The sequence below is a fragment of the Aeromonas sp. NJAU223 genome (assembly GCF_051125555.1).
Classification (GTDB): domain Bacteria; phylum Pseudomonadota; class Gammaproteobacteria; order Enterobacterales; family Aeromonadaceae; genus Aeromonas; species Aeromonas veronii_G.
Genome location: NZ_CP144204.1, coordinates 3,568,941 through 3,593,489 on the forward strand (window position 1 = coordinate 3,568,941; position 24,549 = coordinate 3,593,489).

Sequence of the window (24,549 nt, forward strand, 5' to 3'; positions counted from 1 at the left end):
GGAATATCATCTGCAGTACTTCAACAATAAGCTTGGAGCGGGAAACGAGACTCGAACTCGCGACCCCGACCTTGGCAAGGTCGTGCTCTACCAACTGAGCTATTCCCGCTACACAGGTTGTCTTGAGGTGTTTGCTGATGATTGGAGCGGGAAACGAGACTCGAACTCGCGACCCCGACCTTGGCAAGGTCGTGCTCTACCAACTGAGCTATTCCCGCATCGGAACATCATCGGCAAATTTTTGGAGCGGGAAACGAGACTCGAACTCGCGACCCCGACCTTGGCAAGGTCGTGCTCTACCAACTGAGCTATTCCCGCAATTACCTTAAAACGGCCGTACAGCATTTGGTTGCTTGCGCTACTGTACGGGAGCCGAATTATAAGAGCAGTCATTCCAATTGCAAGGGCTTTTTTGTCACCCTGCGGCCGTTCGCTCAAAAGCTGGCCGAACTGCCGATTTTAGCAACCGGGCGATGGCAAGCCCTTGCTGCCGGCTCAGATTTTGAAGACGTGAGCGCGGTAGAACTGCAGCTCGGCGATGGATTCGCGGATGTCATCGAGGGCCTGATGGGAGCCACTTTTCTTGAATTGATCCAGCAGTTCAGGCTGCCAGCGACGCACCAGCTCCTTGATGGTGCTGACATCCACGTTGCGGTAGTGGAAGAAGGCTTCCAGATCCGCCATGTGCTTGACCATGAAGCGGCGATCCTGGCCGATGCTGTTGCCGCACAGGGGGCTGGTACGCTCGGGCACCCACTGGCGGATGAAGTCGAGGGTCTCGGCCACGGCTTTCGCCTCGTCATATTCGCTGTCCTTGACCCGGGCCACCAGACCGCTCTTGGTATGGGTGTTGACGTTCCAGTCATCCATCTTGCCGAGCTCTTCATCACTCTGGTGGATGGCGATGACCGGCCCTTGCGCCAGCACGTTCAGGTCCTTGTCGGTGACGATGGTGGCGATCTCCAGTACCACGTTCTGTTCGGGGTCCAGGCCCGTCATCTCCATGTCGATCCATACCAGGTTCTGCGCGCTGACTGTCATGATTGCTCTCTCTATTGGGAGGAATGGCGGAATTTTGCCAATTTGCATGTATCATACTGGCTTTGGATCTGTTCATAAACCGGCAAACCCCGTGGCAAAGAAAGCAAAACTCAATCTGGGTCAACAAAGGCGCGTCCAGGCCAACCGCGAGCGGCGACTGCAAAAAGAGCACAGCACTGTGGTGGATGACACCCTGTTCGGCCCCGCCATCGAAGGGGTGGTGATCAGTCGTTTCGGCCAGCACGCAGACGTGGAAGCGAGCGATGGCGCCATTCACCGCAGCAACCTCCGCCGCAGCAGCATCAGCAGCCTGGTGTGCGGCGACAAGGTGGTCTGGCGTCCCGGCCTCAATGCCGCCACCGCCGGCGTCATCGAGGCGGTGCATCCGCGCCACTCGGTGTTGACCCGGCCGGACTTCTACGACGGGGTCAAACCCATCGCCGCCAACATCGACCAGATCATCATCGTCTCGGCGGTGATGCCGGAGTTCTCCACCAACATCGTCGACCGCTACCTGGTGGCGGCGGAAGACGTGGAGATCGCTCCCCTCATCGTGCTGAACAAGGTGGACATGCTCGATACCGCCGCTCGCGAGCGCATCGAGGAGCAACTCACCACCTATCGCAAGCTCGGCTATCCGGTGCTGCTGGTGAGCTGCGAGAGTGGTGAGGGGCTCGAAGAGCTCAAGGCGGCCCTGACCGACAAGATCAGCATCTTCGTCGGCCAGTCCGGGGTCGGCAAGTCGTCCCTCACCAACGCCCTGATGCCGGGGCTGGACGTGCTCACCGGCGAGATCTCGGAAAACTCCGGCCTCGGCCAGCACACCACCACCACGGCGCGGCTCTACCACTTCCCGAGCGGTGGCGATCTCATCGACTCCCCGGGGATCCGCGAGTTCGCGCTCTGGCATCTGGAGGCGGATCGCATCACCTGGTGCTTCGTCGAGTTTCGCGACTACCTGGGTGGTTGCAAGTTCCGCGACTGTACCCACAAGGATGACCCCGGCTGCGCCCTGCGCACGGCGGTCGAGCGCGGCGACATCAGCGCCGATCGCTTCCACAACTATCACCGCATCCTGGAAACCATGCAGGAAGCCCGCCACGGTCGGCAACAAGCCCGGCTGTGACCCATTCAACTCATTCCTTAGATGAAGATCATGAGCATCACTGACAACCTGAAAATTGCCGGTCAATACTGCCTGCCGAAACACGCCCTCTCCCGCCTGGTGGGCAAGCTCGCGGCCGCCGAAGCCGGCAACCTCACCACCAAGGTGATCGAGGCCTTTATCAAGCAGTACCAGGTCAACATGAGCGAGGCCCTGCACGAAGATCCGGCACACTATGCCAGCTTCAACGCCTTCTTCACCCGTGAGCTCAAGCCCGGTATTCGCCCCGTGGTGGACGATGCCATGACCCTGGCCCTGCCGGTGGACGGCACCGTCAGCCAGCTCGGCCCCATCCATCAGGGTCGCATCATCCAGGCCAAGGGCCACGACTACAGTGCCCGCGAGCTGCTGGGGGGTTATGAGGATCTGGTGGCGCCGTTCAAGGATGGGGATTTTGCCACCATCTATCTGGCCCCCAAGGATTATCACCGCATCCACATGCCGCTGGACGGCGTGCTGGAGAGCATGGTGTTCGTGCCGGGGGATCTCTTCTCCGTCAACCCGCTCACCGCCGAAAACGTGCCGAACCTGTTCGCCCGCAACGAGCGGGTGGTCGCCACCTTCCGCACCCCTCACGGCCCCATGGCCCTGGTGCTGGTCGGCGCCACCATCGTCGCCAGCATCGAAACCATCTGGGCTGGCAACATAGCGCCGACCAAGCAGAAGGAAGTGGTGCGCTGGGACTACAAGGGGGATGAGGCCATCACCTTGCAAAAAGGCGCCGAGATGGGCCTGTTCAAGCTCGGCAGCACCGTCGTCTGCCTGTTTGGCCCCGGCATGCTGGCAGGCTTCGAGCCTCATCTGGCCAACGGCGTGACGACCCGCATGGGACAACCCTTCGCCAAGCTGGCATCTGCAGAATGAGTGACCAGAAAAGTGCCGCCCAGCCAAAGAATCCACTGCATGGGCTGACCCTCGAGGCGATAGTCACCGCCCTGGTGGCCCATTACGGCTGGGAAAAACTGGGCCAGGAGATCGCGATCCGCTGCTTCACCCAGGATCCCAGCATCAAATCCAGCCTCAAGTTCCTGCGCAAGACCCCCTGGGCCCGGGAAAAGGTAGAGAGCCTCTATCTCTACGTCCAGCGCAAGCAGGCGAAACAGAAGGAAGCCCCAGATGGCCTTTAAGATCACTTACACCTACAAGAAGCAGGCCAAAGAAATTGGCTATGCCAACGACAAGTTCAACAGCATCTACGACGCCATCGCCCATGCCGAGGGGATCAACCTTGCCAGCTTCCACGCCATGGAAGCCCAGCTGGCCCAGGTGTGCCGCCGTGACAAGAAGAGCGTGAAGGATTATCAGGAGAACTACTTCAGGGAACTGGGTTTCTCCAACATCGTCATCGAACGGGATCTCAAGGAGTAAGCATGCGTACCCTGACCCTGATGGCCGCCTCCCTGCTGCTGGCGGCCTGCAGCACCCCGACCCAGCCCCCGGTGGGCAACGATCAGGATGACCACGGTTGCCGTGCCAGTGCCGGTTACCAGTGGTCGGCATTGACCAACCAGTGCGTACGGCTGTTCGAGCAGGCCATCCGCCTGCAACCCCTCGCATCCGGCGAGACCGGCAGCGCCTTCGTGCTGTTCAACGGCGATCAGAGCCAGGCCGAGCTGACCCTGCCTGATGGCGAGCAGGTCCGGCTGGTGCGTCAGGGGGAAGAGGGCAACCACTCCTGGCAGGGCGGTCGCTACCAGCTCTTCCCCTGGAAGGGTTATGTGCTCAAATCCGGTGAACAGGCGCTGTTCCACGGTGACAGCGGCTTGCAGCCCTGAGCGCCACAGCACCTATCCAAGCCCCGGCTCCTGCCGGGGCTTTTTATTGGGCGCCTCATAAAAAAGCCACACCCGAAAGGGTGTGGCAAACAACAGGCTGGATTACTCAATCAACGCTGATCAGCGGCCTCAAGACGCTGGCTACGTCGAGGCTGCCGGGACACCTCAGCGATCTATGGCGTCCAATACCCGGGCGGAATAGACCATGGCGGCCCCGGTGTTCATGGCGATGGCGACGCCGAGGGCATCGGCGATCTCCGCCCGGCTGGCGCCCTGTTTGAGGGCGGATTCGGCATGCACCGCGATGCAGCCATCGCAGCGGGTGGTGACCGCCACCGCCAGGGAGATCAGCTCGCGGGTCTTGCCATCCAGGACACCCTCCTTGCTGCCGGCGGATGAGAGCAGCTGATAACCCTTGAGGGTATCCGGGCTCAGGGTGCCCAGCTCCATCACGCGGCCGGTCAGTTCTTTACGGTATTGTGCCCAATCTTGCATCTTGACTCTCCTCTGGGGTGAACGGGCACCTGCCCGTTCGATGGAGCCAGTATTGCATCGAGGAGTGATTCAATTAATACTTAAAAGACGCAAATAAACACCATATCGAATCATGATTGACATAGATCAGTTGATCGGCCAGGCCGGGATCCGCGGCTCCTTCGATGTGCGCTGCCTCTATCGCGGCGGCTTCGCCCTCCCCCACCCGCAGAGCCCGAGCGGGGTCATGCCCTTTCATCTGCTGATGAAGGGGGAGATCCGGGTCAGTACCCAACAGGGTCAGGAGGTGACCCTGCAACCGGGTGAGCTGCTGCTGCTGCCGGGGGGAGAGCCCCATACCATCTGGCGGGGCGGCGACCCCCTGGCGGACATCGAAGATGACGCAGGCCTGTTGCCCGTTCGTGGCGACGGAGGGGATGAAGTGGAGTTTCTGTGCGGCGAGTTTCATTACCAGGGCCCCCTGCGCCCCCTGCTGCTGGACGCCCTGCCAAGCCCGCTGTGCATCCCCCTGCTGGCCAGCGAGTCCCGCGAGGCGCTGGCCCTGGTGCTGGCCCTGATCCGCCAGGAGCTGACCCGTGAACAGCAAGGATCGAGCGCCGTGCTGACGGCCCTGAGCCAGGTGTTGCTGGCCATGGGGCTGCGCGCCCACGCCAGCGATCCCGGCGGGGCGCTTGGCCTCATCGGCGCCCTGCAGGATGCGCGGCTGGGTCGCTCCCTGCAAGCCATGCTGGCCAATCCCGCCCATCCCTGGAGCGTGGACGAACTGGCGACCCTGGCCGCCATGTCGCGTGCCACCTATTTTCGCCATTTCCGCCAGCGCCTGGGGTGCAGCGTCTGGGAGTTCATGGTGCGGGTACGCATGGTGCGGGCGGCGGAGCTGCTGCGCCAGCCGGATCACCTGCCCATCGGCGAGGTGGCCCAGCGGGTGGGTTATCAGTCCGAGGCGGCTTTCGCCAAGGCCTTCAAGCAATCCACCGGGCTCGCCCCTGGCAAGTTTCGCCAGCAGGGGCAGGCCTTCGGGGAGTGACGGGCAAAAAAAGACCCCGCTGCACGCAGCGGGGTCTGTGATCGTCAGGCTGTCCGGTGAGCGGGATCAGTTGCTGAGGGTTGCGAACAGGCTCTGTTCCAGGCTGCCGCGGGAGACGCAGACCGGCGTGATGGAGGGAGCCAGTACCCGTTCACCCGAGCCTTCGACGAAATAGAGCTGGGTGTTGCCCTTGACGTTGACGGTGGCGACGCTGTTGTTGCCGCTCTGGGTGATGATCAGGTTGATCTGCAGATTGGGGTTGCCCAGCGCCACTTTGGAGCCCATGGTGCCACAATCCAGCCACTCCAGGCCGTCGGCCGAGTTCTCAACGTTGGCGGTCATCAGGCCGGAACCACGCTGGCTGTTCTCGATGTTGAGGCCGTGATCCCCAAACCACTTCTCGGCCCGGGCCCACACCAGATCCACCGGGATCTGCATCTCCTGGGTATTGTTGGTCGCCTTGGCAACCGGCGGGGTATAGCGATATTGCTCGCCACCGTTGTTGTCACTGGCACAACCGACCATCAACAGGGCCAGGGCGCCCCCCATTATCTTCTTCATGCTGCTTCTCTCGTCCATAAGGCCACCACAGGCCAATCGGCGGCTATTATGAGGCCGGCGCGACAGGCTGTCAGCAGGGATCGGCACAAATGATCGCCATTAACCCAAGCTTTACAAAATTGGCTTGTTATCATAGATTTGCTCGAAATCTCCCCGGTGGACGCCCACGTGCCTTCCTCGCTCAACCTGGCTCTGCTCCAGCAGATCATCGACCAGTTGCCCATGAATATCTTTTGCCGGGATGCCAGCGGACGCTACCTGTTCGCCAACCAGATATTCGCGCAAGAGGCCGGACTGCAGCACCCCAGCGAGCTCATCGGCAAGACGGATGCCGAGATGCCGTGGGGAGATCTGTTCAGGGAGGAGGATCAACGTCTGCTGGCCGAGGGCCACCCCTTGCTCCACCAGCAGCTGCACTGTCATAGCGGCGAACACACCAGCTGGATGGAGATCCACAAGGTGCCCCTCTATGACGAGCAGGGCAATCCCCTCGCCCTGTTTGGCATGGTCAGCGCCATCGATCAGCGCAAGGAGCTGGAGCAGACCTTCCGCCAGCAACAACTGCTGCAACGCCGCCTGCTGGATGCCATCCCGGATCTCATCCGGCTGGAGGACCATCAGGGGGTGCTCATCGACTGCAATCAGGCCTTCCTCGATTTCATGGGGCTGACGGCGAGCGAGGCCATCGGCCATCGCGTCACGCCGCACCTGCCGGTGAAACAGACCATGGGACAGGGCGAGTACTGCCTGATGGATGCGGAGGGTCAGGGCCGCCATCTGGAGATCACCCGCATCGAGGTGCCGGACGAAGAGGGCAACGCCCTCGGCATCCTCACCCTGGGCCGTGACATCACGGGGCTGCGCACCACCCAGGCCCAGTTGCAGCAGGAGCAGCATTACGACAGCCTCACCGGCCTGCTCAAACTCTCCCACTTCCTGCAGACCAGCCGTCATCTGGGCGCTCGCAAGGCCAGCCTGCTGCTGCTGGACTTGCAACATTTTCGCGAGATCAACGATCGCTTCGGCATCCGCGTCGCCGATCGCCTGCTGAGCCAGGTGGCTCGCCGCCTGCAACGGCTGGCGCCTCCCAACTCCCTGCTCTGCCGGGTCGCCGCCGATGACTTCGCCCTGCTGCTGCCGGAGCTCCCCATCCCCTTGAGCGACTGGGGCCGCAACCTGCAGCAGGAGCTGATGATCCCCTATCAGGTGGAGGAGCACAGGATCCAGATCCCGGTCTTCCTCGGTATCGCCCACGGCAAGGCCAAGGATGCCGAGCGTCTGCTGAGCCACGCCGAGGCGGCCCTCGCCCAGGGCAAACGCCAGCAGCAGCACTGGACGCTGTTCGACCCCGAACTCGATGCCAAACTCAGGCGCCGCCAGCTCATTGCCGCCCAGTTGCCCCTTGCCATCAAGTCGGCCCAGCTGACCGCCGTCTACCAGCCCATCATCTGCACCCACAACGACAAGTTGCACGGTGCCGAGCTGCTCTGCCGCTGGCCCCACGCCGAGTTGGGGATGATCTCTCCCGATGAGTTCATCCCCCTGGCCGAAGAGCTCGGCCTCATCGGTCAACTCGGCCAGTTGATGCTGGAGCAGGGCTGCGCCCAGCTGGCCCATTGGCAACAGGTGGCGCCGGATCTGGTGCTCTCCGTCAATCTGTCGCCGCTGCAATTTCGCGATCCCGAGCTCTGCCAACAGATCTTCGCCTGCATCGAGCGCCACGGCCTCGCCCCCTGGCAGCTGGAGCTGGAGATCACCGAAGGGGTGTTGATGGAGAATGCCGACGAGATTGAGAGCAACCTCGCCAGTCTGATCGAGGCGGGCTTTCACCTCGCCATCGATGACTTCGGCACCGGCTACTGTTCACTGGCCTACTTGCCGAGGCTCCAGGTCGCGACCCTCAAGCTGGACAAGAGCTTCACCCAGGGCTTGGCCACCAACCAGGCCACCACCGCCATCGTGCGCTCCGTCATCGGGCTGGCCCATGAGCTCGGCATCAAGATCACCGCCGAAGGGGTGGAGACGCCGGAGCAGCAGTCCTGGCTGGCCCAGGCCGGTTGCGACCGCCTGCAGGGCTACCTGTTCAGCCGCCCCTTGCCCCCCGACGAGTTTGCCCTCAGCTATCAGCTGCCCCAGCGCTGACGCTCACAGCAACAAGGCCACCCGAGGGTGGCCTTGTTGTGTTGGCAGAGGGCGACAGTGACACGCTGACTCCTGCAAGCCGGTGCCCCAACCGTCGTCATCCGCCCCGTCTTTTGCAAGCAAGTGGGCAGCCTCTTCCCGACAAGGTTGGGATGCGCGCCTTACTCCTGGAAGTAGGTGCCCCAGCCGTCGTAATCCACTCCGTATTTCTCAAGGATGGGCAGCATCTTCTCGATGTCGGCCAGGATGGGTTCAATCTCCAGCTTGCGTTCGACGGTGGCATCGAAGCAGAAGATGGTGGCGCCGTCATCCAGCTCCATCTCTTCGGCATCGGTCACCTCGAAGCCAGCCTTGAACAGGTCGACCGCCGCCTTCTCCAGCAGATCGAAATCCTGGCAGGCGAAGTGGTGCTCGATCTCGTAGTCCACATCCGGATTGCTGCCGTCGGCCAGCAGCTCGTTGACGATGGCGGTAGTCTCTTCGCGCCACTCCTGCATATTGATACTCATATAAACCCCTGACGCTCTTGGATGGATGTCGACACCTGGCCGCTGCGCCGCGCCAGTGGGTGCGACTCGCCCGCCAGGGCACAGTTGCGGCCAAGCATACTCGTAGAGCCCGGCCGGCTCAATGCGGCAACCCAAGATAAGTGCCGGGCCCCCTCCCTCCCAAATGGTGGTGGCCGGAAAAAGGCGCAAACAGCGCAATAAACCAGCGCTGAAAACCCCGTCAACAGATCCAGCCACCATGAACACCATCAATGGTGCACGGACCCAGTGGATCGTAAAAAAAGCAGTCTCTTTAACCACCGACGCCGGAGTGACAAACCGCCCCCACGCAGGTATCAAGGGACGCGGGTGAATCACTACCCGCCAGGAAAGCGGAGCCCCGTGGGCTCCCTTTTTGATCATGTGAAGGAGCACATAGTAATGCCTAAAAAAACAATAATGAGCCTGCTTGTCAGCTCGACCCTTATGATTGGAAACCACGCCCTGGCCGCCCCGGCCCACGGCCCCTTTGATGCCCCCCTTGCCGACGAGGTGAAGGTACTGGAGATGCTCAAGAAGAGCGGCCGCATCCCGACCCTGGCCTCGCCGGAGCAGGAGCAGGCCGCCCTGGCCCGCTACTACCGCGAGAAGGCTCGCACCTACCCAGGCAGCAGCGGCAGCCTGGCCCAGAAGGAGGGCAAGGTGCGGGAGACCATCCTCAAGAAGATCCGGCTGAACGGCACGGCGCGCCCCGGGGATCGGGTGCCCACCCTGCAGCTCAAGTCCATCGAGCAGGAGACCTACAGAGGCAAGATGCGCAAGGACAAGATCCTCGCCATCCTGGTGGACTTCCCCGACTACCCGAAGAACAGCCTGAGCCCCGAGCTCACCAAGATGTACTACCCGGACTACAACCCGGCCCACTACAACGATCTGCTGTTCTCCGCCAAGGGCTATGCGGGCCCTAACGGCGAGCGGTTCATCTCCATGCGCCAGTTCTACGAGCAGCAGTCCGGCCAGAGCTACAGCGTGCGCGGCCAGGTGGCGGGCTGGTATACCGCCGAGAAGAGCGCCACCTACTACGGCAGCAACAAGGATGAGACCGCTGTGCGGGAGCTGGTGAAGGAGGCTCTGATCCAGGTGGCCGGGGATCCGGCCATCGACCTGTCCGAGTTTGATCAGGAGGATCGTTACGATCTCAACGGCAACGGCAATCGCAACGAGCCGGACGGCCTCATCGACCACCTGATGATCTTCCACTCCAGCGTGGGGGAAGAGGCGGGTGGCGGCGATCTCGGCGAGGATGCCATCTGGGCACATCGCTGGAATCTCGGCGCCCCCTACCCCATCCCCGGCACCAGCAGCCCGAACGGCAACTTCGGCGGCCAGTATGCTGCCTATGACTACACCATCCAGCCCATCGACGCGGCGGCAGGAGTCTGCGCCCATGAATATGGCCACGATCTGGGACTGCCGGACGAGTACGACACCAAGTACAGCGGCAAGGGGGAGCCGGTGGCGACCTGGTCCATCATGTCATCCGGCTCCTGGGCCGGGGTGATCGGCGGCACCGAGCCCACCGGTTTCTCCGCCTGGGCCAAGGAGTATCTGCAGGCCTCCCTCGGCGGCAACTGGCTGCACGGCAGCAACGTGCACGTCGACGAGCTGAACGGTCGCGGCAACGTCTACATGCTGGATCAGGCCAACGACAAGGGGCGCAACGACGATGTGGTGCGCATCAACCTGCCTCCCAAGCAGATCCCCCTCAATCCCCCCTACGCCGGCCAGTACCAGTACCACGGCGGCAAGGGCAACAACCTGGACAACCGCATGAACCTCGCGCTGGATCTCAGCGGCAGGCAGAGCGCCAGCCTCAGCTTCAAGGCCTGGTACCAGATTGAGGAGGGCTTCGACTACGCCAGGGTACTGGTCAACGGCGAGCCCATCCCGGGCAACCTGACCCGCACCGACGATCCGAACGGCGTCGGCTTCGGGGTCGGCATCACGGGGGATTCCGGCGGCTGGGCCGATGCCGACTTTGACTTGAGCCCCTGGGCCGGCCAGCGCATCACCCTCAGCCTGCAATACCAAAGCGATGCGGGTGTGGCCGAGAACGGCCTGTTCGTGGATGAGCTGCAGGTCATCGCCGATGGGGAGACCCTGCTCAGCGACGGCGCCGAGGGAAGCAGCGCCTTCACCCTCGCCGGTTTCGTGCAGAGCAACGGCAAGGAAGCCAAGGATCACTACTATCTCGCCGAGTGGCGCAACCACGCCGGGGTCGACAAGGGGCTGGCCCACATCAACGTGGCGGATCAGCTGATGCGCTACGAGCCGGGCCTGCTGCTCTGGTACGTGGACAACAGCCAGAGCAACAACTGGGTCGGCCAGCATCCGGGTGAGGGTTTCCTCGGGGTGGTGGACGGGGATCAGCGCACCCTGCACTGGAGCGATGGCGCCGTCGCCGGCACCCGCTACCAGATCCACGATGCCACCTTCAGCTTAGGGTTCCAGCGTCCTCTCGATCTCACCCATCCGAGCGGTGCCCTGCTGCGAGACTTCTGGGTGACGCCGAACCGGGTCTTCAAGGACTCGCGCAGCTATCAGAGCGAGGCGATCCCGGACGCAGGTCGGCTGCTGCCCGAATATGGCCTCAAGATCAGCGTCACCGGTCAGGCCAGGGACATGAGCACGGGTCGCATCATCGTCAGCCGCCACTGAGACAGATCGAGACGATGGGGGCCAATGGCCCCCTTTTTCATGACAAGTGGCTGAAAAGTCGTGCACTCTGGCTCTCTGCCAGGGTAAAAATCCCCCACAAGAGGCTGGATTGTTCGGTTATCGAGCGAACGGCACCACAATCTGCACCCCGTGGTTGACACCTCAGTCCAGAAGAGGTTTAATGCGCGCCGTTGCCCAGATAGCTCAGTCGGTAGAGCAGGGGATTGAAAATCCCCGTGTCGGCGGTTCGATTCCGTCTCTGGGCACCAACAATTCCTCCTTAGTTCAGTCGGTAGAACGGCGGACTGTTAATCCGTATGTCACTGGTTCAAGTCCAGTAGGAGGAGCCAAATTTGAAAGGCCCGCTCATCTGAGCGGGCCTTTTCGCATTTCGTCATCCTCGTCGTGCCTCCCTAATAGCGGTTCTCGTCCCCGTGCCAGACATGTCCGGCGGAGCAGGCCCGCGCCACCTCGTGGCAGGGGTCATCCGCATGACTGCGAAAGAAGTGCTGATCCTGCTGTAGCAGGAGCGAGCTCATCGAGTGGCTGATGCCGGCAAGCGCCTCCCCGGCAGTCAATCCTGCCACCCGGTGATCGGTGGCCAAATGAGCCAATACTTTTTCACGACTATTCATGATCGCCTCCCTCGATGAACTGAGCCGTCTCTTGACCATAGCAGTCCCCCTTCCCATCCCGCAAACCCGCGCCGACAAAGGGTTTCAGGCTAGTCCGGCGATGACGAGCGAGGTGCGGCCCATGTAAAAGGCCCGCTCAGGAGAGCGGGCCTTTTACATTCATGGCTAGCCGCCGTTACAGGCCGCCAGCAGCAAGGTGGCCCCACAGGTGGCGCTGAACATCAGCAATCCAGCCTGCAACACCCCTTCGGGATCCGTCGGTTTCTTTCTCTTCCTGAACCTTATCCATCTAGGCTTCATCGAGCCCACCTCATCCTTTGGTGCACCAGGGTGCGCATCCCCTGCCCTCCTCGGCAGGCGGCTCATCTTTGACCGGCCAGGGTCCTTCGTCAATGGCCCCTGGCGGATAAATTTTCAGCTATGAGCCGGATGAAACCAATGGATGCTAACCCCTTATCAGCAATGCGTTAACAATCCAGAAAACCGGCGTGACCCGATCGCGAGCCAGGGCTATGATGAGGCCGACGTTTTCATCCCAGAGAGATCCCAGATGAGCAGCCCCTTGCATTACGTGCTGGATGGCATCCATTGCGAGCCACACTTCTTCACCGTGCCCCTCGACCACCAGCAGCCCGATGACGAGGCGAGCCTCACTCTCTTTGGTCGCACCCTCTGTCGCAAGGACAGGCTGGACGATGACCTGCCCTGGCTGCTCTACCTGCAAGGGGGCCCGGGCTTTGGCGCACCGCGCCCCAGTGCCAGCGGCGGCTGGATCAAGCGGGCCCTGCAGGAGTTTCGGGTACTGCTGCTCGATCAGCGTGGCACGGGCCACTCCAGCCCCATCCACGCCGAGTGGCTGACTCACCTCAACCCTCGCCAGCAAGCCGACTACCTCAGCCATTTTCGCGCCGACAGCATAGTGCGGGACGCCGAGCTCATCCGCGAGCAGCTCAGCCCGGACCGTCCCTGGAGCCTGCTCGGCCAGAGCTTCGGCGGTTTTTGCAGCCTCACCTACCTCTCCCTGTTCCCCCAGAGCCTGCACGAGGTCTACCTCACCGGCGGCGTGGCCCCCATCGGCCGCAGTGCGGACGAAGTCTATCGCGCCACCTATCAACGGGTCGCGGACAAGAACCGCGCCTTCTTCGCCCGCTTCCCCCACGCCCAGGCCATGGCGAACCGGCTGGCGAAGCACCTGCACAACCACGACGTGCGCCTGCCTAACGGCCAACGGCTGACGGTGGCGCAATTGCAGCAACAGGGACTGGATCTCGGGGCCAGCGGCGCCTTCGAGGAGCTCTATTACCTGCTGGAGGACGCCTTCATCGGCGAGCGGCTCAACCCCGCCTTCCTCTATCAGCTGCAAGCCATGCAGCCGTTCAACACCAACCCGGTATTCGCCATTTTGCACGAGGCCATCTACTGCAAAGGCGCCGCCAGCGACTGGGCGGCCGAGCGGGTAAGACGCGAATTCCCGGCCCTCGACTGGGCCCCCGGCCAGGATTTCGCCTTCACCGGCGAGATGATCTTCCCCTGGATGTTCGAACAGTTCCGCGAGCTCATCCCTTTGAAAGAGGCCGCCCATCTGCTGGCCCAGAAAGCGGACTGGGGTCCCCTCTACGACCCGGCGCAGCTTGCCCGCAACCCCGTGCCGGTGGCCTGCGCCGTCTACGCCGAGGACATGTACGTGGAGTTCGACTATTGCCGCGAGACCCTCAAGGGCCTTGGCAACAGCCGCGCCTGGATCACCAACGAGTACGAGCACAACGGTCTGAGGGTCGACGGCGAGCAGATCCTGGACAGGCTCATCCGGCTGAATCGGGATCGCTGAGCCCCGGCAGGCAACCACTGCCAACAATAACGATAGAGGGCGGACAATAAGCCGCCCCATCCCCTGGAAGCAGCACAAAATAATAAGGAACATCCATTGGAACATCCGGAAATATCGGCCGGCTGGCTAAGCCGTCTCTTTTATCACTGGACCGGTCCCCTGCTGCGCAAGGGGCTGAGCCAGCCTCAGGTCAGCCTCGACGATCTCTATCCCCTGCTGCCGGAAGACAGGCGCGACCAGCGGGCCGATGCCTTCCTCGCCCTCACCGCCAAGGCCCCGGTGCGCCCCTGGCCCATCACCGCCTTCATCTGGCGCCACTATCGCGGACGCATCGGTCTGCTCACCCTGTTGCAACTGCTCGGCATGCTGGCGACCCTGGCCAGCCCCTGGCTGCTCAACCACAGCATGACCCAGCTCGGTGCAGGCGCCGATACGAGTCACAAGCTGCTATTGGCCCTGGCCTTGTTCGCCTCGGTGCTGGCATCCGGCATGCTGGCGGAGCATTCGCTGCAACTGGCCCTCAAGATGCACGTGCCCATCCGGCGGCTGCTGGCGGAGTCCCTGCTCGCCAAGGTGATGAAGCTCGGCGGCAAGAGCTTTGACGACAGGGCCGGTGGCCGGGTGCAAAACCTCATCAACCGGGACGTGTGGGACATCACCTGGATCCTGGCAGACCCCGCCATGCCGCTCACCATGGCCCTGCAACTGGGGGGCACCATCGCCCTGCTGGTGTGGCAGGTAGGCAGCGCGGGCCTGGTGGGCTTCGCCGTGCTGGCCCTGCTGCTGCTGGTCTCCACCCGGGTGGTGCGCCGCATGAACCAGCAGGAGCAGCAGCTCAAGCGCAGGCAGGACGAGCGCAACGGCATCCTGGCGGAGTACATCAAGAAGTTGCGGCTGGTGCGCCAGAACGGCCTCGGGGCCTTCTTCACCCGGGCCGCCAACGACAAGCGCCAGCAGGAGCTCGGCGTACTCGGCCGGGTGCTCAAGCTCGATGCCATCAACAGCTTCCTGATGATGAGCACCCCGCTCCTGGTGACGCTGGCCACCTTCACCACCTATCTCGCCTCGGGCCAGAGTCTGACCCTGCCCCAGGTCTTCACCACCATCGCCCTGTTCGCAGTGCTGCGCATCCCCATGATGCGTCTGCCCTATCTCATCCGCACCCTGATCAACTTCAACACCGGTTTCAACCGCCTGTGCGAGTTTCTGAACAGCCCGGAGCAGCACCGGGATCTCACTGACCCCAGCCTGCCGCTCGGCAGCCTGCAGTTATACAAGGTCACCGCCCAGCATCAACAAAAAACCGTGCTGCAAGACATCAGCCTCGCCATAGCACCTGGGGAACTGGTGGGGATCACGGGCGCCACCGGCGCCGGCAAGAGCTGCCTGCTGCACCTGGTCGCCGGTTTTGACAACGACTTTGCGGGCAGCATCCGCCGCCACGGCCGGGTCGCCCATCTGGGCCACAAGCCCTGGCTGATGAACGACAGCATTCGCAACAACATCCTGTTCGGCCAGCAATGGGATGAGGAACGCTACCAGTGGGTGCTCGGGGCCTGTGCCCTCGGCGCCGATCTGGGGCTGCTCAGCCACGGGGATCAGACCCTGGTGGGGGAACTCGGCACCCGTCTCTCCGGCGGCCAGCAGCAGCGGGTCGCCCTGGCCCGCGCCCTCTATGCCAAGGCCGACATCCTGCTGCTGGACAACCCGCTGTCGGCATTGGATCCCATCGTCTCGGCCCAGGTGCTGGAGCAGGGGCTGGCCTTCAAACCGGGGCCGACCCGGCTGCTGGTGAGCCACGACCCCGACGTGCTGGCCCGCTGCGATCGGGTGATCCGCATCGAGCAGGGGCAGTTGGTGGAGCTCGATGCCCACCAGCTGGCGGATCTCGCCGTGCACCCGCCACCCACCCCGACGCTGGCCCCGCAAGAGGCTGAGCTGTTCAGCGAAGAAAAAGTGGTGGAGGGCAAGGTGGACTGGGGGCTGTTCGGCTTCATGTGGCAGCGTCTGGCCGCCCCCGGCGCCATCCTGATCGCCCTGCTGCTCACCCTGGGCCAGGAGGGGCTGCGCATCGCCTCGGATCTCTGGCTCGGTGGCAAATCCGAAGTGAGCGACGTCGGCTCACTGCTCGGCATCTATGTGCTCTTGGGGGCCGGCTCCCTCGTCTTCATCATGGTGGTCCGGGTCATCAACTACAAACTCGGTCTCAAGCTGGCCTGGACCCTGTTCGACGGCATGCTGGGGCGCATCAGCCGCGCCCCCATGGCCTTCTTCGACAAGGTGCCCCAGGGGCGCATCCTCAACCGCTTCGACCGGGATCTGGGGGAAGCCCAGGAGGTACTGCTCTCCATGCTGATGGGGCTGTTCGCCATGTTGATCTCGGTGCTGTTGCAGGTGGTGGTCATTGGCATCAACATGCCCCTGCTGCTGCTCATCGCCCCCCTGGTGGGCTGGGCGCTCTATGTGCTGCAACGCCGCTACCGGGCGGTACAGCTCAAGCTGCGGCGCCAGTCATCGGTACTGCGCTCCCCGCTCTACATCAGCATCAGCGAGACCATTCGCGGCGCCCCCGCCCTGCGCCTGGCCGGGGCCGAGCGCTTCGCCCTGAATCAGGTGCTGCTGCACTATGACAACAACCTGCGCAGCTGGTACACCACCACCTCCATCAACCGCTGGCTCGGCATGTACCAGACCCTGCTTTCCGCCGCCCTGGTGGGGGCCGTGGCACTGATGGTGGCCTTCAGCAGCAGCTCCCTGCTGGGAGCCGTGGCCATTACCTACGCCTTCACCGCCTCCGCCATGCTCAACTCCCTCATCCGCAACTTCGCCGAGGTGGAGCAGGTGATGAACGCGGTGGAGCGGGTGCGGGAATACAGCGAGATAGAGAGCGAGCGCCAGACAGGGGAGACTCTCGCCACCTCCCATCCGGCCGTGCGCTTCGACAACCTGGGGCTGCGCTATCCCGGTGCCAGTCAGTGGGCCCTGCACAAGGTCAGTTTCGTACTGGCCCCCGGCGAGAAGGTCGGGGTGTGCGGGCGCACCGGCGCCGGCAAGAGCTCGCTGCTCGGGGTCATGCAGGCCATGTACCCCAACGCCCAGGGAGAGATCTATTACGGCGATCAGCCGCTCTCGGCGCTGGCCCCCGAGGCGGTGCGAGATCTTTACGACACCGTCTCCCAGATCCCCCTCACCTTCTTCGGCACCTTGCGTGCCAACCTGGCGCCGCTGACCGAGCAGGACGACGAGGCCCTGAAGCAGGCGCTGACCCGGGTGGGCCTCGCCGAGCGCTGCGCCGATCGGCTGGACGAGGATCTCGACAAGTTGCAGCTCTCCGCCGGCGAGACCCAGCTGCTGGTCATCGCCCGCATCCTGCTGTCCCGCCGCCCGCTCATCGTGCTGGACGAGGCCACCTCGGATCTCGATCACATCGGCATGCGCAAGATGGCGGAGCTGCTCTATCGCTACCGGCCGGAGGCGAGCTATCTGGTCATCGCTCACCACCTGGAACCCCTGCTGTCGGTCGACAAGGTGGTGGTGATGGAGGCGGGGACAGTGGTGGAACAGGGGGCGCCGGTCAGCCTGCTCGCAAACCCGGGCTCCCGCTTCCACCAGCTGTTCGCCGGCCAGGTTAATCGCCAGGTGGCGCAGATAGACATCTAACTCCCATCACCATGCAAAAAAGGCAGCCCGCGGGCTGCCCTTTTTGCATTTCCCAGTGTCGTGTCCTAAATGATTGGCCTCCGCCCCTCAAGGACAAGGTGTATGGAGATTGTATTCACCTGACAGTTGCCCACAAAAGGGAGTGGTCATACGGCTTCAAACCGGATAACAAAACGGTACCCCTACCGTGTTATCCGGAGTCACCGTATGACCACCAACGAGAAAGTAGCACGTCGTAAACTCAGCCTGCTAGAGCTCGCCAAAGAGCTCAATAACGTCAGCAAAGCCTGCAAGCTCATCGGCTACAGCCGCCAGCAGTTCTACGAGATTCGCCGTAACTACCAGACCTATGGCGCCGAGGGCTTGCTCGACAAACTCCCCGGCTGTAAAGGCGCTCATCCCAACCGGGTCGCTCCCGAGATTGAGCAAGCCATCCTCGATTACTCTCTCACCAGACCAACCCATGGCCCGCTGCGGGTCGCGCAAGAACTGGCTCTGCAAGGCATCAACGTCAGTGCGGGCGGTGTGCGCGGCGTGTGGCAACGTCACGACTTGCTCTCCAAGCATGACCGCTTGTTGCGCCTCGAGAAAACCCATAGGGAACAGACGATTGAGCTCAATGACGAGCAGATCCGCCTGCTCGAGCGCTTCAGCCCCGAGTTTCGCGAACGCCAAATTGAGGTTCACTACACCGGGGAACTGGTGGCGGTCGACACCTTCTTCGTCGGCGCACTCAAGGGGGTAGGCAAGGTGTATCTGCAAACCGTGCTGGACTGCTACAGCCGCCACGCCTGGGGACGGCTCTACACCAGCAAGCTGCCGGTGACCTCGGTTCATGTGCTCAACGAAACGGTCCTGCCGTTCTTCGAGGCTCACGAGGCGCGGGTCTATACCATCTTGTCGGACAACGGGCGCGAGTTCTGTGGGCGCCCTGACCATCATCCCTACGAGCTGTTCCTGCAACTGGAGGGGATTGAGCACCGGACCACCAAGGTACGCAGACCGCAGAGCAACGGCTTTATCGAGCGGCTACATCGTACCCTGCTGGATGAACACTTCCGTATCAAGGGGAGGACAACCTGGTATGAGTCGGTAGAGCAGATGCAGACAGACCTGGACAGCTACCTGGAGCACTACAACACCCAGCGGCCACATCAGGGCAGGATGATGGAGGGTCAAACCCCCTACAGCATGTTCAAAAAGGGTCTGAAATTGATACCGAAGGAAGTGCGCACTAAAGTAGCGTAAACAAGACACCGGTTTGAGGCCGGTGTCAGGTGATAACTAGATCTGTACAGACAAGGCTTCAATGCTGAAGAAGCTAAAAATATGTTTCTATTACACTATTAAATAAAATTAGCCATATTGTCACAAATTGTAAAAATAAATATGGAGAGCAAGAAATCCAATACCTTGTCATATTCATCTTCACTTCATTATTTATCATCCAGATCATTTTATAATGACAAAAAACAACATATATCTTTATGGGAATGATATTTTTGCTATAAGATTTACATCTCTAGATGTTGCAATCACATACAGTATATATACATTCAATATTCATATTTAAATACTGTCAAAAAATTCTCAGCTTCCAAACCAAACGCAATGTGGACCCAATCAAACCCACAGCATGAGAACCTAGATCACAAGAAAGTCAACACCCCAAAAAAATCAAAAAAAATACACAAAAAGGAAACATTTGGAATACAACTGAGAAACAACAATCAAGATAATTTGTTTTTCAATTGTTTTTTGTAGAAGAAATCTTACTTTTATAAACAAAATGCCTAAGGATCACCCGAATGTGATTTTTGTTGCAAAAAAATACACTTTTGATAGATTCCGTTCCTGAATTCAAATGACAACGCAATTGCTAAAAACATCAGTAAACTTGTGAGAGAATGAAGTAAACTGCGACACTTGGCGTCGCAAGATGCGTACTCTCGTTACATCCCTTGTGAAAATCATCCAGGGTGCGGTAGCTATGAATTTATAGAGATAATTATCAATTGATGCTGCTTCCTGCTCAGACCTCTGTCTATTTTACACCACTTTAATTGATGGCTTTCTCAATATTTTTTCCCGTCCCTTCTTGAACATGCTGTCAGAATGACTCCCTCGATGATTCAATGATGCCCCAGATGTACCCGTTGGATTTGATTGTTGTGTTCCACGTGGCGATCCAATCCACCAATTCATACTAGGTAACCTTCCATTAGGAGCGTTTTTTCAGCTAACAAGGCACTATTCCTTTCAGATGTTGGAACAGTTCGTATAGGTGATGGCCTGTTCAGAGGAGTGCAGAGTTTGCAGGTGAAATCTCCAATAGAATCTATAGCCCTGCAACTCTTAAGCATTGAATGGCTGTAATACCGCTGTTCGGTTTATTAGGTACATGAATTGAGAAGGTCAGTAACTTGTTCGTGCGGTTCCGTTCTTTAGCATGGTGCGTCTACAGTTCTGTTTTGGTTATCGATACATAGCCCTTTGAGCCTGAACGCCTCACGAAGAACATCAATCGCTACCAGTCATCACTGTAGTCGCTAGCTATCTAACGCTCTCTTAATTCCGTGCTGAAACATTCAAATGGATCATTTATCTCATTCGTCTGCTTCTAATGGACTTTCTAAAAACGCAATGAATTGGCCGAGCTTGGAGCGCAACTCGTGGCGCAGCCATATTCTTCCACTAACACAGCAGCGGCATTGACGCTGGTGCCATGCAAAGCTAAACCGGTAGACTGAAAGTAGGCTTGGTGAAACAGCAATCATTGTCTGTTTTAAATAGAACTAATGAGTCGTTAGTGTTTTTATGATAGCAGTTTTTAGCTGCATGAATTCTATATAAAAACTATCAGCACAACTGACATTCATAATGGCACCATTGGAATGTCTTCCAACATATTAAAACCGCACTATTTTATATAACAAATCCAAATAAGACTGAATAACTTTAACTTTTATCGCTATAAAACATTTATCAAGGCTTTCTTTAAATGAAATTTATACTAATCCCCTGGATGATCTCAGCAGTGACGCTGAGCGCTATCGCTGCACCAGATATCAGCCCGCAAATGATGGAACAGTTCAAGCGACTGCCCGCGGATCAGCAGCAAGCTCTGGCAAAGAAATACGGTATTTCTGTCGACCAGTTCCAGAATGCCAGCGCCATGACTCTTGTCACCCCGTCAACACCGGTGGCGGCGCCACGGGAAGTTGACTATAGCCAGGTATCCCAACGCCCGCTGATTGCAGGGGTGGCCCAGCCAGGGGAACTCCAACCATTTGGTTACAATGTGTTCGCTGGAGAACCCATCCTCGATGCTCCTGTGACCGACATGCCCGTTTCTGATGACTATGTCCTTGGACCAGGTGATGAAATCCACGTGCAGCTTTATGGCAAGGAGAATGCAGTTTATGATTTGAGCATCGGTCGTGAAGGATATATCGACTTTCCCAGCCTGGGTCCTATTTCAGCCAGTGGATTGACTTTCCAACAATTCAGAAGCGACCTTGAAGTCCGGATCAAGGAGCAGATGATAGGCGTCAATTCCTTCATCAGCTTTGGTTCCATGCGTACCATGCAGGTATTTGTGATGGGGGATGCTTATCGTCCCGGTGCTTACAACGTCAGTGGCATGGCGACCGTCACCCAGGTCTTGCAGGCGGCGGGTGGTATCGATACCGTCGGCTCCCTGCGCAAGCTCCAGGTCAAGCGGGCCGGGCAAAAAGTCATCGATGTGGATCTGTACAAGATGCTGGTCTGGGGAGATACCAGCCAGGATATTCGTCTGCAGGCGGGGGATACCGTCTTCGTCCCTGCCAAAGGCAGTGAAGTGTCCATCAGCGGGCTGGTCAAGCGCCCCGCCATCTACGAATTGAGAAATTCGGCGCCGCTTGCAGACGTGCTCACCTTAGCCGGTGGCGTAAAGGCCTCCGCCTTGCAGGAGATTTCGGTAGAACGTCATACAGACACCGGCCTGAAGGTATTCAACCTGACGCTGGCCAATGCCCATGACCGTCTGTTCAGCATCCGGGACGGCGACAAGATTTCGGTCAAACCGAGTAGCACCGAATACAGTCAAGCTATCGTCGTCAAAGGGGCTGTGGTCCGTGATGGCGTCTACAGTTACACCCCAGGTACCCGCATCAGCAACATACTCAAAAGTATTCAGCGGGACCTTATCTCCGCAACAGATCTGAGTTATGCCCTGGTCGTTCGGGAAGTAGACTCCCAGCGCAATATCAATGTGCTTCAGTTCAACCTGGGTAATGCATTGCAGCATCCAGGCAGTAAGGACGATGTGGTACTCCAGGCCAGGGATCAGGTACTCGTGTTCCGTAATGATGCCACTGACCGCCTCAGAGAGGTGGCTGCGACCTCGACGAGAGTGACGGATCTCAAGGCTAAATCACGAGAGCTGAACAATGCCGCCATGATGAGGACCGATGTATCCACCGGGGCCGATGTCAAAAATGACGAACTCAACGGCGACAACCAACTCAAGCTTTCCTCCCTGTCCGACAAGACGGCCACAGATGCTGTGGTGGCGGATTCGCGCCAAACACTTCTGGCTCCCGTTATAGAGCGCTTGAAGGCGCAGTCCACCCTGGGCCAGCCGGTGAAGATCATGGAAATACGTGGCGAAGTGAAATACCCGGGCCTCTATCCACTGACCGATAATAGCCGTATGTCCGACGCAATCCTTGCTGCCGGTGGTTTTAATGAGCAAGCCAACGTTGTCGAACTGTCCCGCGTCAATGAACGAGGCGACAGTATCCTGGTACAAAACGAACGATTATCTCTAGACACAGCCAATAGCCCGTATGGTTCACCGCTGCTGCAGTCCAAGGACAACATCAACGTCCTGCCCCACCCCCAATGGCGAGAAGAAGCAACCGTCCAGGTCTTCGGTGAAGTGAAATTCCCGGGTACTTACACTGTACGCCGAGGGGAGAGCCTGCACGATCTGATTGAGCGCGTGGGAGGCATCACGACCTACGCCAATCCCAACGGAGCCATCTTCGCCCGCAAGGCTTTGCGCAAGCAGGAAGAAGAGCGGCTGGTGATGCTGCGTGATGAACTTCGTCAAGAGATCTCGACCATGACGTTGCGCAGACAAAGCACCATTGCCAACTACAGCAGCTCTCCAGCCGAAGCCATGACTGTGGTCAACCAACTGGAGAACAGCAAGGCCATCGGACGCATGACCATCGACATGCCGGCCCTACTGGCTGGAGAGAAACAGTCGGACATCTTGCTGGAAGATGGCGACAAGCTCTATATCCCGACCATGCAGAATGTGGTTTCCATCGCGGGCATGGTGCAGTTCCCCTCTTCCCATATCTACAAAGAAGAAACCAGCATCAACGAGTACATCAGCCTGGCCGGTGGTACCAAGAAGCAAGCCGATACCGATCGCGTCTATGTCATCAAGGCCAACGGCAGTGTGATGCTGCCCAATGACAGCTGGTTTGGCGGGCGCAAGAGTCTGGAGCCGGGGGACACCATCATTGTGCCGGTGGATTCCGACTATCTGGACAACCTGAGCATCATGTCTTCGGCGACCCAGATCATGTATCAATTGGGCGTCGCCTGGTCCGCCATCAAATAACGCGCTGGACGCGTCCTGTCATATTCCATAGGACTCATCAAATCATCATGGAAGCACAAAAAGCGAACGTCATTCCCTTGCCGAGGGATCTTGCTCCGGTAAGCGATGAAATCGATCTGCGTGAACTGGTTATAGCTTTGTGGCACGGCAAGTGGTGGCTCTTTGCCACAACCCTGATTGCCAGCTGCCTAGCTGTAGCATTCGCACTGTGGAGCCCCAACATCTATCGTGCCGAAGCGCTCCTGACGCCCTCTCTTGAGCAACAAGGTGGCGGACTCTCTGCGCTGGCCTCCCGCTTCGGTGGTCTGGCTAGCCTGGCAGGTGTCGATCTTGGCGATAAAGGTGGAGATAAAGCATCTATAGCAATCGAAGTAGGCAAATCAAGGTTATTTCTTGGTGATTTCATTCGCCGTCACCAGCTGGCTGTCCCCCTGATAGCAGTCACCGGCATGGATAAAACCACGGGGGAGCTGCTCATCGACCCCGAGGTCTACGACACCCAGGCCCAAAAGTGGGTCCGCGAGATGCCGCCCGGCAGGTCTCCCGAGCCGACAGACTGGGAACTCATCAAAGCTTTCAGGAGTTTGGTCAATCTCAACAGCGATCCCAAAACCGGGCTACTGACCGTCAGTGTCGACTTCTATTCCCCACAACTGGCAAAACAGTGGGTGGACTGGTTGATCGACGATCTCAACAGCACCATGAAACAGCGGGATCAGGAGGAGTCAAAACGCAATATCGCCTATTTGACCGAACAACTCTCCAAGACTTCCGTTGCCGATATGCAGAAAGTATTTTATCAACTGATAGAAGAACAGACCAAGACCTTGATGCTCGCCGAAGTCAATCAGGAATATGTTTTTAAAGTGCTTGACCCTGCCGTTGTCGCTGAAGAGAAAATAAAGCCAAAACGTGCACTCATCGTCGTATTGGGTGCCCTCTTGGGGGGCATGCTGGGGGTGATGATAATTTTGGTTAGATTTGCATTTCGTCATGACAAAAAATAATGGATGCAAATTTACCAGAAGATGATGGCTTGCCATCATGATAGAGTAAGACAATTGTCTATTATTCTTATTTTATAAGGGAAATATATGCAAAAGAGTGTTTTGATTATGACTGCACTGCTGGCCCTGTCCAGCCCGGCCATGGCTGCAGAAGCAGTCGCAGCTGGCGCTGGCGCCAGCACTGGTGGCGCTGCTGCCGGTGCCGGTGCTGCTAGCGCTGCTGCTGTCGGTGGCATCACCGCTGGTGCCCTGGCCGTTGGCGTAGCCACTGCTGCTGCCATCGGTGTTGCCGTTGCCGTTGCCAGCAGCAACAACGACAACGACAACCCCTCGACTGTGACCAGCACAGCTCGTTGATATAATGAAATAAAGACTGCCTCAGGGCAG

General features: G+C 59.4%; 19 protein-coding genes and 5 tRNA genes. 16 read left to right on the top strand and 8 right to left on the bottom strand.

The genetic code is table 11. The annotated features are described in order from the left end of the window. Positions 1-33: 33 nt before the first annotated feature. The 4 genes from VZC39_RS16325 to orn form a co-directional block, all read right to left on the bottom strand. Positions 34-109: transfer RNA gene (locus VZC39_RS16325), tRNA-Gly, on the bottom strand. Between the two features lie 33 nt (positions 110-142). Continuing rightward, positions 143-218 (bottom strand) — tRNA-Gly (locus VZC39_RS16330). 24 nt (positions 219-242) lie between these two features. Beyond that, positions 243-318 (bottom strand) — tRNA-Gly (locus tag VZC39_RS16335). 177 nt (positions 319-495) lie between these two features. Next, entirely contained in the window at positions 496-1,041 is a 546-nt protein-coding gene (orn, locus tag VZC39_RS16340) for an oligoribonuclease (RefSeq protein ID WP_349919341.1), read from the bottom strand. Positions 1,042-1,132: 91 nt separating this feature from the next. On the opposite strand from orn, the gene rsgA reads away from it, so the two are divergent. The 5 genes from rsgA to VZC39_RS16365 are packed head-to-tail and all read left to right on the top strand — an operon-like array spanning position 1,133 to position 3,981. Then, positions 1,133-2,167: a small ribosomal subunit biogenesis GTPase RsgA gene (gene rsgA / locus VZC39_RS16345; protein WP_349919342.1), complete on the top strand. Its 1,035-nt coding sequence runs from the start codon at positions 1,133-1,135 to the stop codon at positions 2,165-2,167. Positions 2,168-2,197: 30 nt separating this feature from the next. After that, positions 2,198-3,070 carry an archaetidylserine decarboxylase gene (asd, locus tag VZC39_RS16350; RefSeq protein ID WP_434663923.1) on the top strand — a complete coding sequence of 291 codons (873 nt, stop codon included), beginning with the start codon at positions 2,198-2,200 and terminating at the stop codon, positions 3,068-3,070. Continuing rightward, positions 3,067-3,333, top strand: a complete 267-nt coding sequence (locus VZC39_RS16355; RefSeq protein ID WP_349919345.1) for a VF530 family protein — start codon at positions 3,067-3,069, stop codon at positions 3,331-3,333. The genes asd and VZC39_RS16355 overlap by 4 nt, the downstream gene beginning before the upstream one ends. Then, the gene (locus VZC39_RS16360; RefSeq protein WP_349919346.1) at positions 3,323-3,574 is read left to right on the top strand and encodes a DUF2960 domain-containing protein; all 252 of its coding nucleotides are present in this window, start codon (positions 3,323-3,325) and stop codon (positions 3,572-3,574) included. Before VZC39_RS16355 ends, VZC39_RS16360 begins: the two co-directional genes overlap by 11 nt. A 2-nt stretch (positions 3,575-3,576) precedes the next feature. Continuing rightward, complete coding sequence (locus tag VZC39_RS16365; RefSeq protein WP_434663925.1) at positions 3,577-3,981, top strand: hypothetical protein; 405 nt, start codon at positions 3,577-3,579, stop codon at positions 3,979-3,981. 165 nt (positions 3,982-4,146) lie between these two features. Here the strand turns inward: VZC39_RS16365 and VZC39_RS16370 are convergent, their stop codons facing one another. Next, positions 4,147-4,476 (bottom strand): carboxymuconolactone decarboxylase family protein, encoded by a 330-nt coding sequence (locus VZC39_RS16370; protein ID WP_102948417.1) that lies wholly within the window; start codon positions 4,474-4,476, stop codon positions 4,147-4,149. 112 nt (positions 4,477-4,588) lie between these two features. Between VZC39_RS16370 and VZC39_RS16375 the strand changes: the two genes are divergently transcribed. Beyond that, the gene (locus tag VZC39_RS16375) at positions 4,589-5,503 is read left to right on the top strand and encodes a cupin domain-containing protein (RefSeq protein ID WP_434663927.1); all 915 of its coding nucleotides are present in this window, start codon (positions 4,589-4,591) and stop codon (positions 5,501-5,503) included. 66 nt (positions 5,504-5,569) lie between these two features. Here the strand turns inward: VZC39_RS16375 and VZC39_RS16380 are convergent, their stop codons facing one another. Beyond that, entirely contained in the window at positions 5,570-6,064 is a 495-nt protein-coding gene (locus tag VZC39_RS16380) for a hypothetical protein (protein ID WP_349919350.1), read from the bottom strand. A gap of 168 nt (positions 6,065-6,232) precedes the next feature. Here VZC39_RS16380 and VZC39_RS16385 point away from each other — a divergent pair, with 168 nt between their 5' ends. Continuing rightward, complete coding sequence (locus VZC39_RS16385) at positions 6,233-8,206, top strand: putative bifunctional diguanylate cyclase/phosphodiesterase (protein ID WP_434668497.1); 1,974 nt, start codon at positions 6,233-6,235, stop codon at positions 8,204-8,206. A 161-nt stretch (positions 8,207-8,367) separates the two neighbouring features. Here VZC39_RS16385 and rraB read toward each other — a convergent pair whose 3' ends face one another. Next, on the bottom strand, positions 8,368-8,703 hold the full coding sequence (gene rraB / locus VZC39_RS16390; protein WP_349922543.1) for a ribonuclease E inhibitor RraB: 336 nt from the start codon (positions 8,701-8,703) through the stop codon (positions 8,368-8,370). A 477-nt stretch (positions 8,704-9,180) separates the two neighbouring features. On the opposite strand from rraB, the gene VZC39_RS16395 reads away from it, so the two are divergent. From VZC39_RS16395 to VZC39_RS16405, 3 genes are all read left to right on the top strand, one after another. After that, on the top strand, positions 9,181-11,412 hold the full coding sequence (locus tag VZC39_RS16395) for an immune inhibitor A domain-containing protein (protein WP_434663928.1): 2,232 nt from the start codon (positions 9,181-9,183) through the stop codon (positions 11,410-11,412). Between the two features lie 193 nt (positions 11,413-11,605). Continuing rightward, positions 11,606-11,681: transfer RNA gene (locus VZC39_RS16400), tRNA-Phe, on the top strand. A 5-nt stretch (positions 11,682-11,686) separates the two neighbouring features. Further along, positions 11,687-11,762, top strand: a tRNA-Asn gene (locus VZC39_RS16405). Positions 11,763-11,825: 63 nt separating this feature from the next. Here VZC39_RS16405 and VZC39_RS16410 read toward each other — a convergent pair. After that, entirely contained in the window at positions 11,826-12,047 is a 222-nt protein-coding gene (locus VZC39_RS16410) for a hypothetical protein (protein ID WP_349919355.1), read from the bottom strand. Positions 12,048-12,597: 550 nt separating this feature from the next. Between VZC39_RS16410 and VZC39_RS16415 the strand changes: the two genes are divergently transcribed. The 6 genes from VZC39_RS16415 to VZC39_RS16440 all read left to right on the top strand — a co-directional run bounded on the left by VZC39_RS16415 (position 12,598) and on the right by VZC39_RS16440 (position 24,519). After that, positions 12,598-13,875 (top strand): alpha/beta hydrolase, encoded by a 1,278-nt coding sequence (locus tag VZC39_RS16415; protein WP_349919356.1) that lies wholly within the window; start codon positions 12,598-12,600, stop codon positions 13,873-13,875. 96 nt (positions 13,876-13,971) lie between these two features. Then, entirely contained in the window at positions 13,972-17,535 is a 3,564-nt protein-coding gene (locus VZC39_RS16420; protein WP_434663929.1) for an ATP-binding cassette domain-containing protein, read from the top strand. Between the two features lie 207 nt (positions 17,536-17,742). Next, on the top strand, positions 17,743-18,783 hold the full coding sequence (locus VZC39_RS16425) for an IS481-like element ISAs19 family transposase (protein WP_042864152.1): 1,041 nt from the start codon (positions 17,743-17,745) through the stop codon (positions 18,781-18,783). Positions 18,784-20,536: 1,753 nt separating this feature from the next. Further along, positions 20,537-23,155, top strand: a complete 2,619-nt coding sequence (locus VZC39_RS16430; protein ID WP_349919359.1) for an SLBB domain-containing protein — start codon at positions 20,537-20,539, stop codon at positions 23,153-23,155. A gap of 47 nt (positions 23,156-23,202) precedes the next feature. Further along, positions 23,203-24,162, top strand: a complete 960-nt coding sequence (locus VZC39_RS16435; protein ID WP_349919361.1) for a Wzz/FepE/Etk N-terminal domain-containing protein — start codon at positions 23,203-23,205, stop codon at positions 24,160-24,162. 108 nt (positions 24,163-24,270) lie between these two features. Then, the gene (locus VZC39_RS16440; RefSeq protein WP_349919362.1) at positions 24,271-24,519 is read left to right on the top strand and encodes a hypothetical protein; all 249 of its coding nucleotides are present in this window, start codon (positions 24,271-24,273) and stop codon (positions 24,517-24,519) included. Positions 24,520-24,549 lie beyond the last annotated feature (30 nt).

Excerpts from the sequence above, each read along its gene's own strand:
- VZC39_RS16425 (WP_042864152.1), top strand. The coding sequence starts at position 17,743 with ATGACCACCAACGAGAAAGTAGCACGTCGTAAACTCAGCCTGCTAGAG.
- asd (WP_434663923.1), top strand. The coding sequence starts at position 2,198 with ATGAGCATCACTGACAACCTGAAAATTGCCGGTCAATACTGCCTGCCG.
- VZC39_RS16435 (WP_349919361.1), top strand. The coding sequence starts at position 23,203 with ATGGAAGCACAAAAAGCGAACGTCATTCCCTTGCCGAGGGATCTTGCT.
- rraB (WP_349922543.1), bottom strand. The coding sequence starts at position 8,703 with ATGCAGGAGTGGCGCGAAGAGACTACCGCCATCGTCAACGAGCTGCTG.
- VZC39_RS16375 (WP_434663927.1), top strand. The coding sequence starts at position 4,589 with ATGATTGACATAGATCAGTTGATCGGCCAGGCCGGGATCCGCGGCTCC.
- orn (WP_349919341.1), bottom strand. The coding sequence starts at position 1,041 with ATGACAGTCAGCGCGCAGAACCTGGTATGGATCGACATGGAGATGACG.
- VZC39_RS16395 (WP_434663928.1), top strand. The coding sequence starts at position 9,181 with ATGATTGGAAACCACGCCCTGGCCGCCCCGGCCCACGGCCCCTTTGAT.
- VZC39_RS16355 (WP_349919345.1), top strand. The coding sequence starts at position 3,067 with ATGAGTGACCAGAAAAGTGCCGCCCAGCCAAAGAATCCACTGCATGGG.
- VZC39_RS16380 (WP_349919350.1), bottom strand. The coding sequence starts at position 6,064 with ATGAAGAAGATAATGGGGGGCGCCCTGGCCCTGTTGATGGTCGGTTGT.
- VZC39_RS16370 (WP_102948417.1), bottom strand. The coding sequence starts at position 4,476 with ATGCAAGATTGGGCACAATACCGTAAAGAACTGACCGGCCGCGTGATG.
- VZC39_RS16440 (WP_349919362.1), top strand. The coding sequence starts at position 24,271 with ATGACTGCACTGCTGGCCCTGTCCAGCCCGGCCATGGCTGCAGAAGCA.
- VZC39_RS16365 (WP_434663925.1), top strand. The coding sequence starts at position 3,577 with ATGCGTACCCTGACCCTGATGGCCGCCTCCCTGCTGCTGGCGGCCTGC.
- VZC39_RS16415 (WP_349919356.1), top strand. The coding sequence starts at position 12,598 with ATGAGCAGCCCCTTGCATTACGTGCTGGATGGCATCCATTGCGAGCCA.
- VZC39_RS16360 (WP_349919346.1), top strand. The coding sequence starts at position 3,323 with ATGGCCTTTAAGATCACTTACACCTACAAGAAGCAGGCCAAAGAAATT.
- VZC39_RS16410 (WP_349919355.1), bottom strand. The coding sequence starts at position 12,047 with ATGAATAGTCGTGAAAAAGTATTGGCTCATTTGGCCACCGATCACCGG.
- VZC39_RS16430 (WP_349919359.1), top strand. The coding sequence starts at position 20,537 with ATGAAATTTATACTAATCCCCTGGATGATCTCAGCAGTGACGCTGAGC.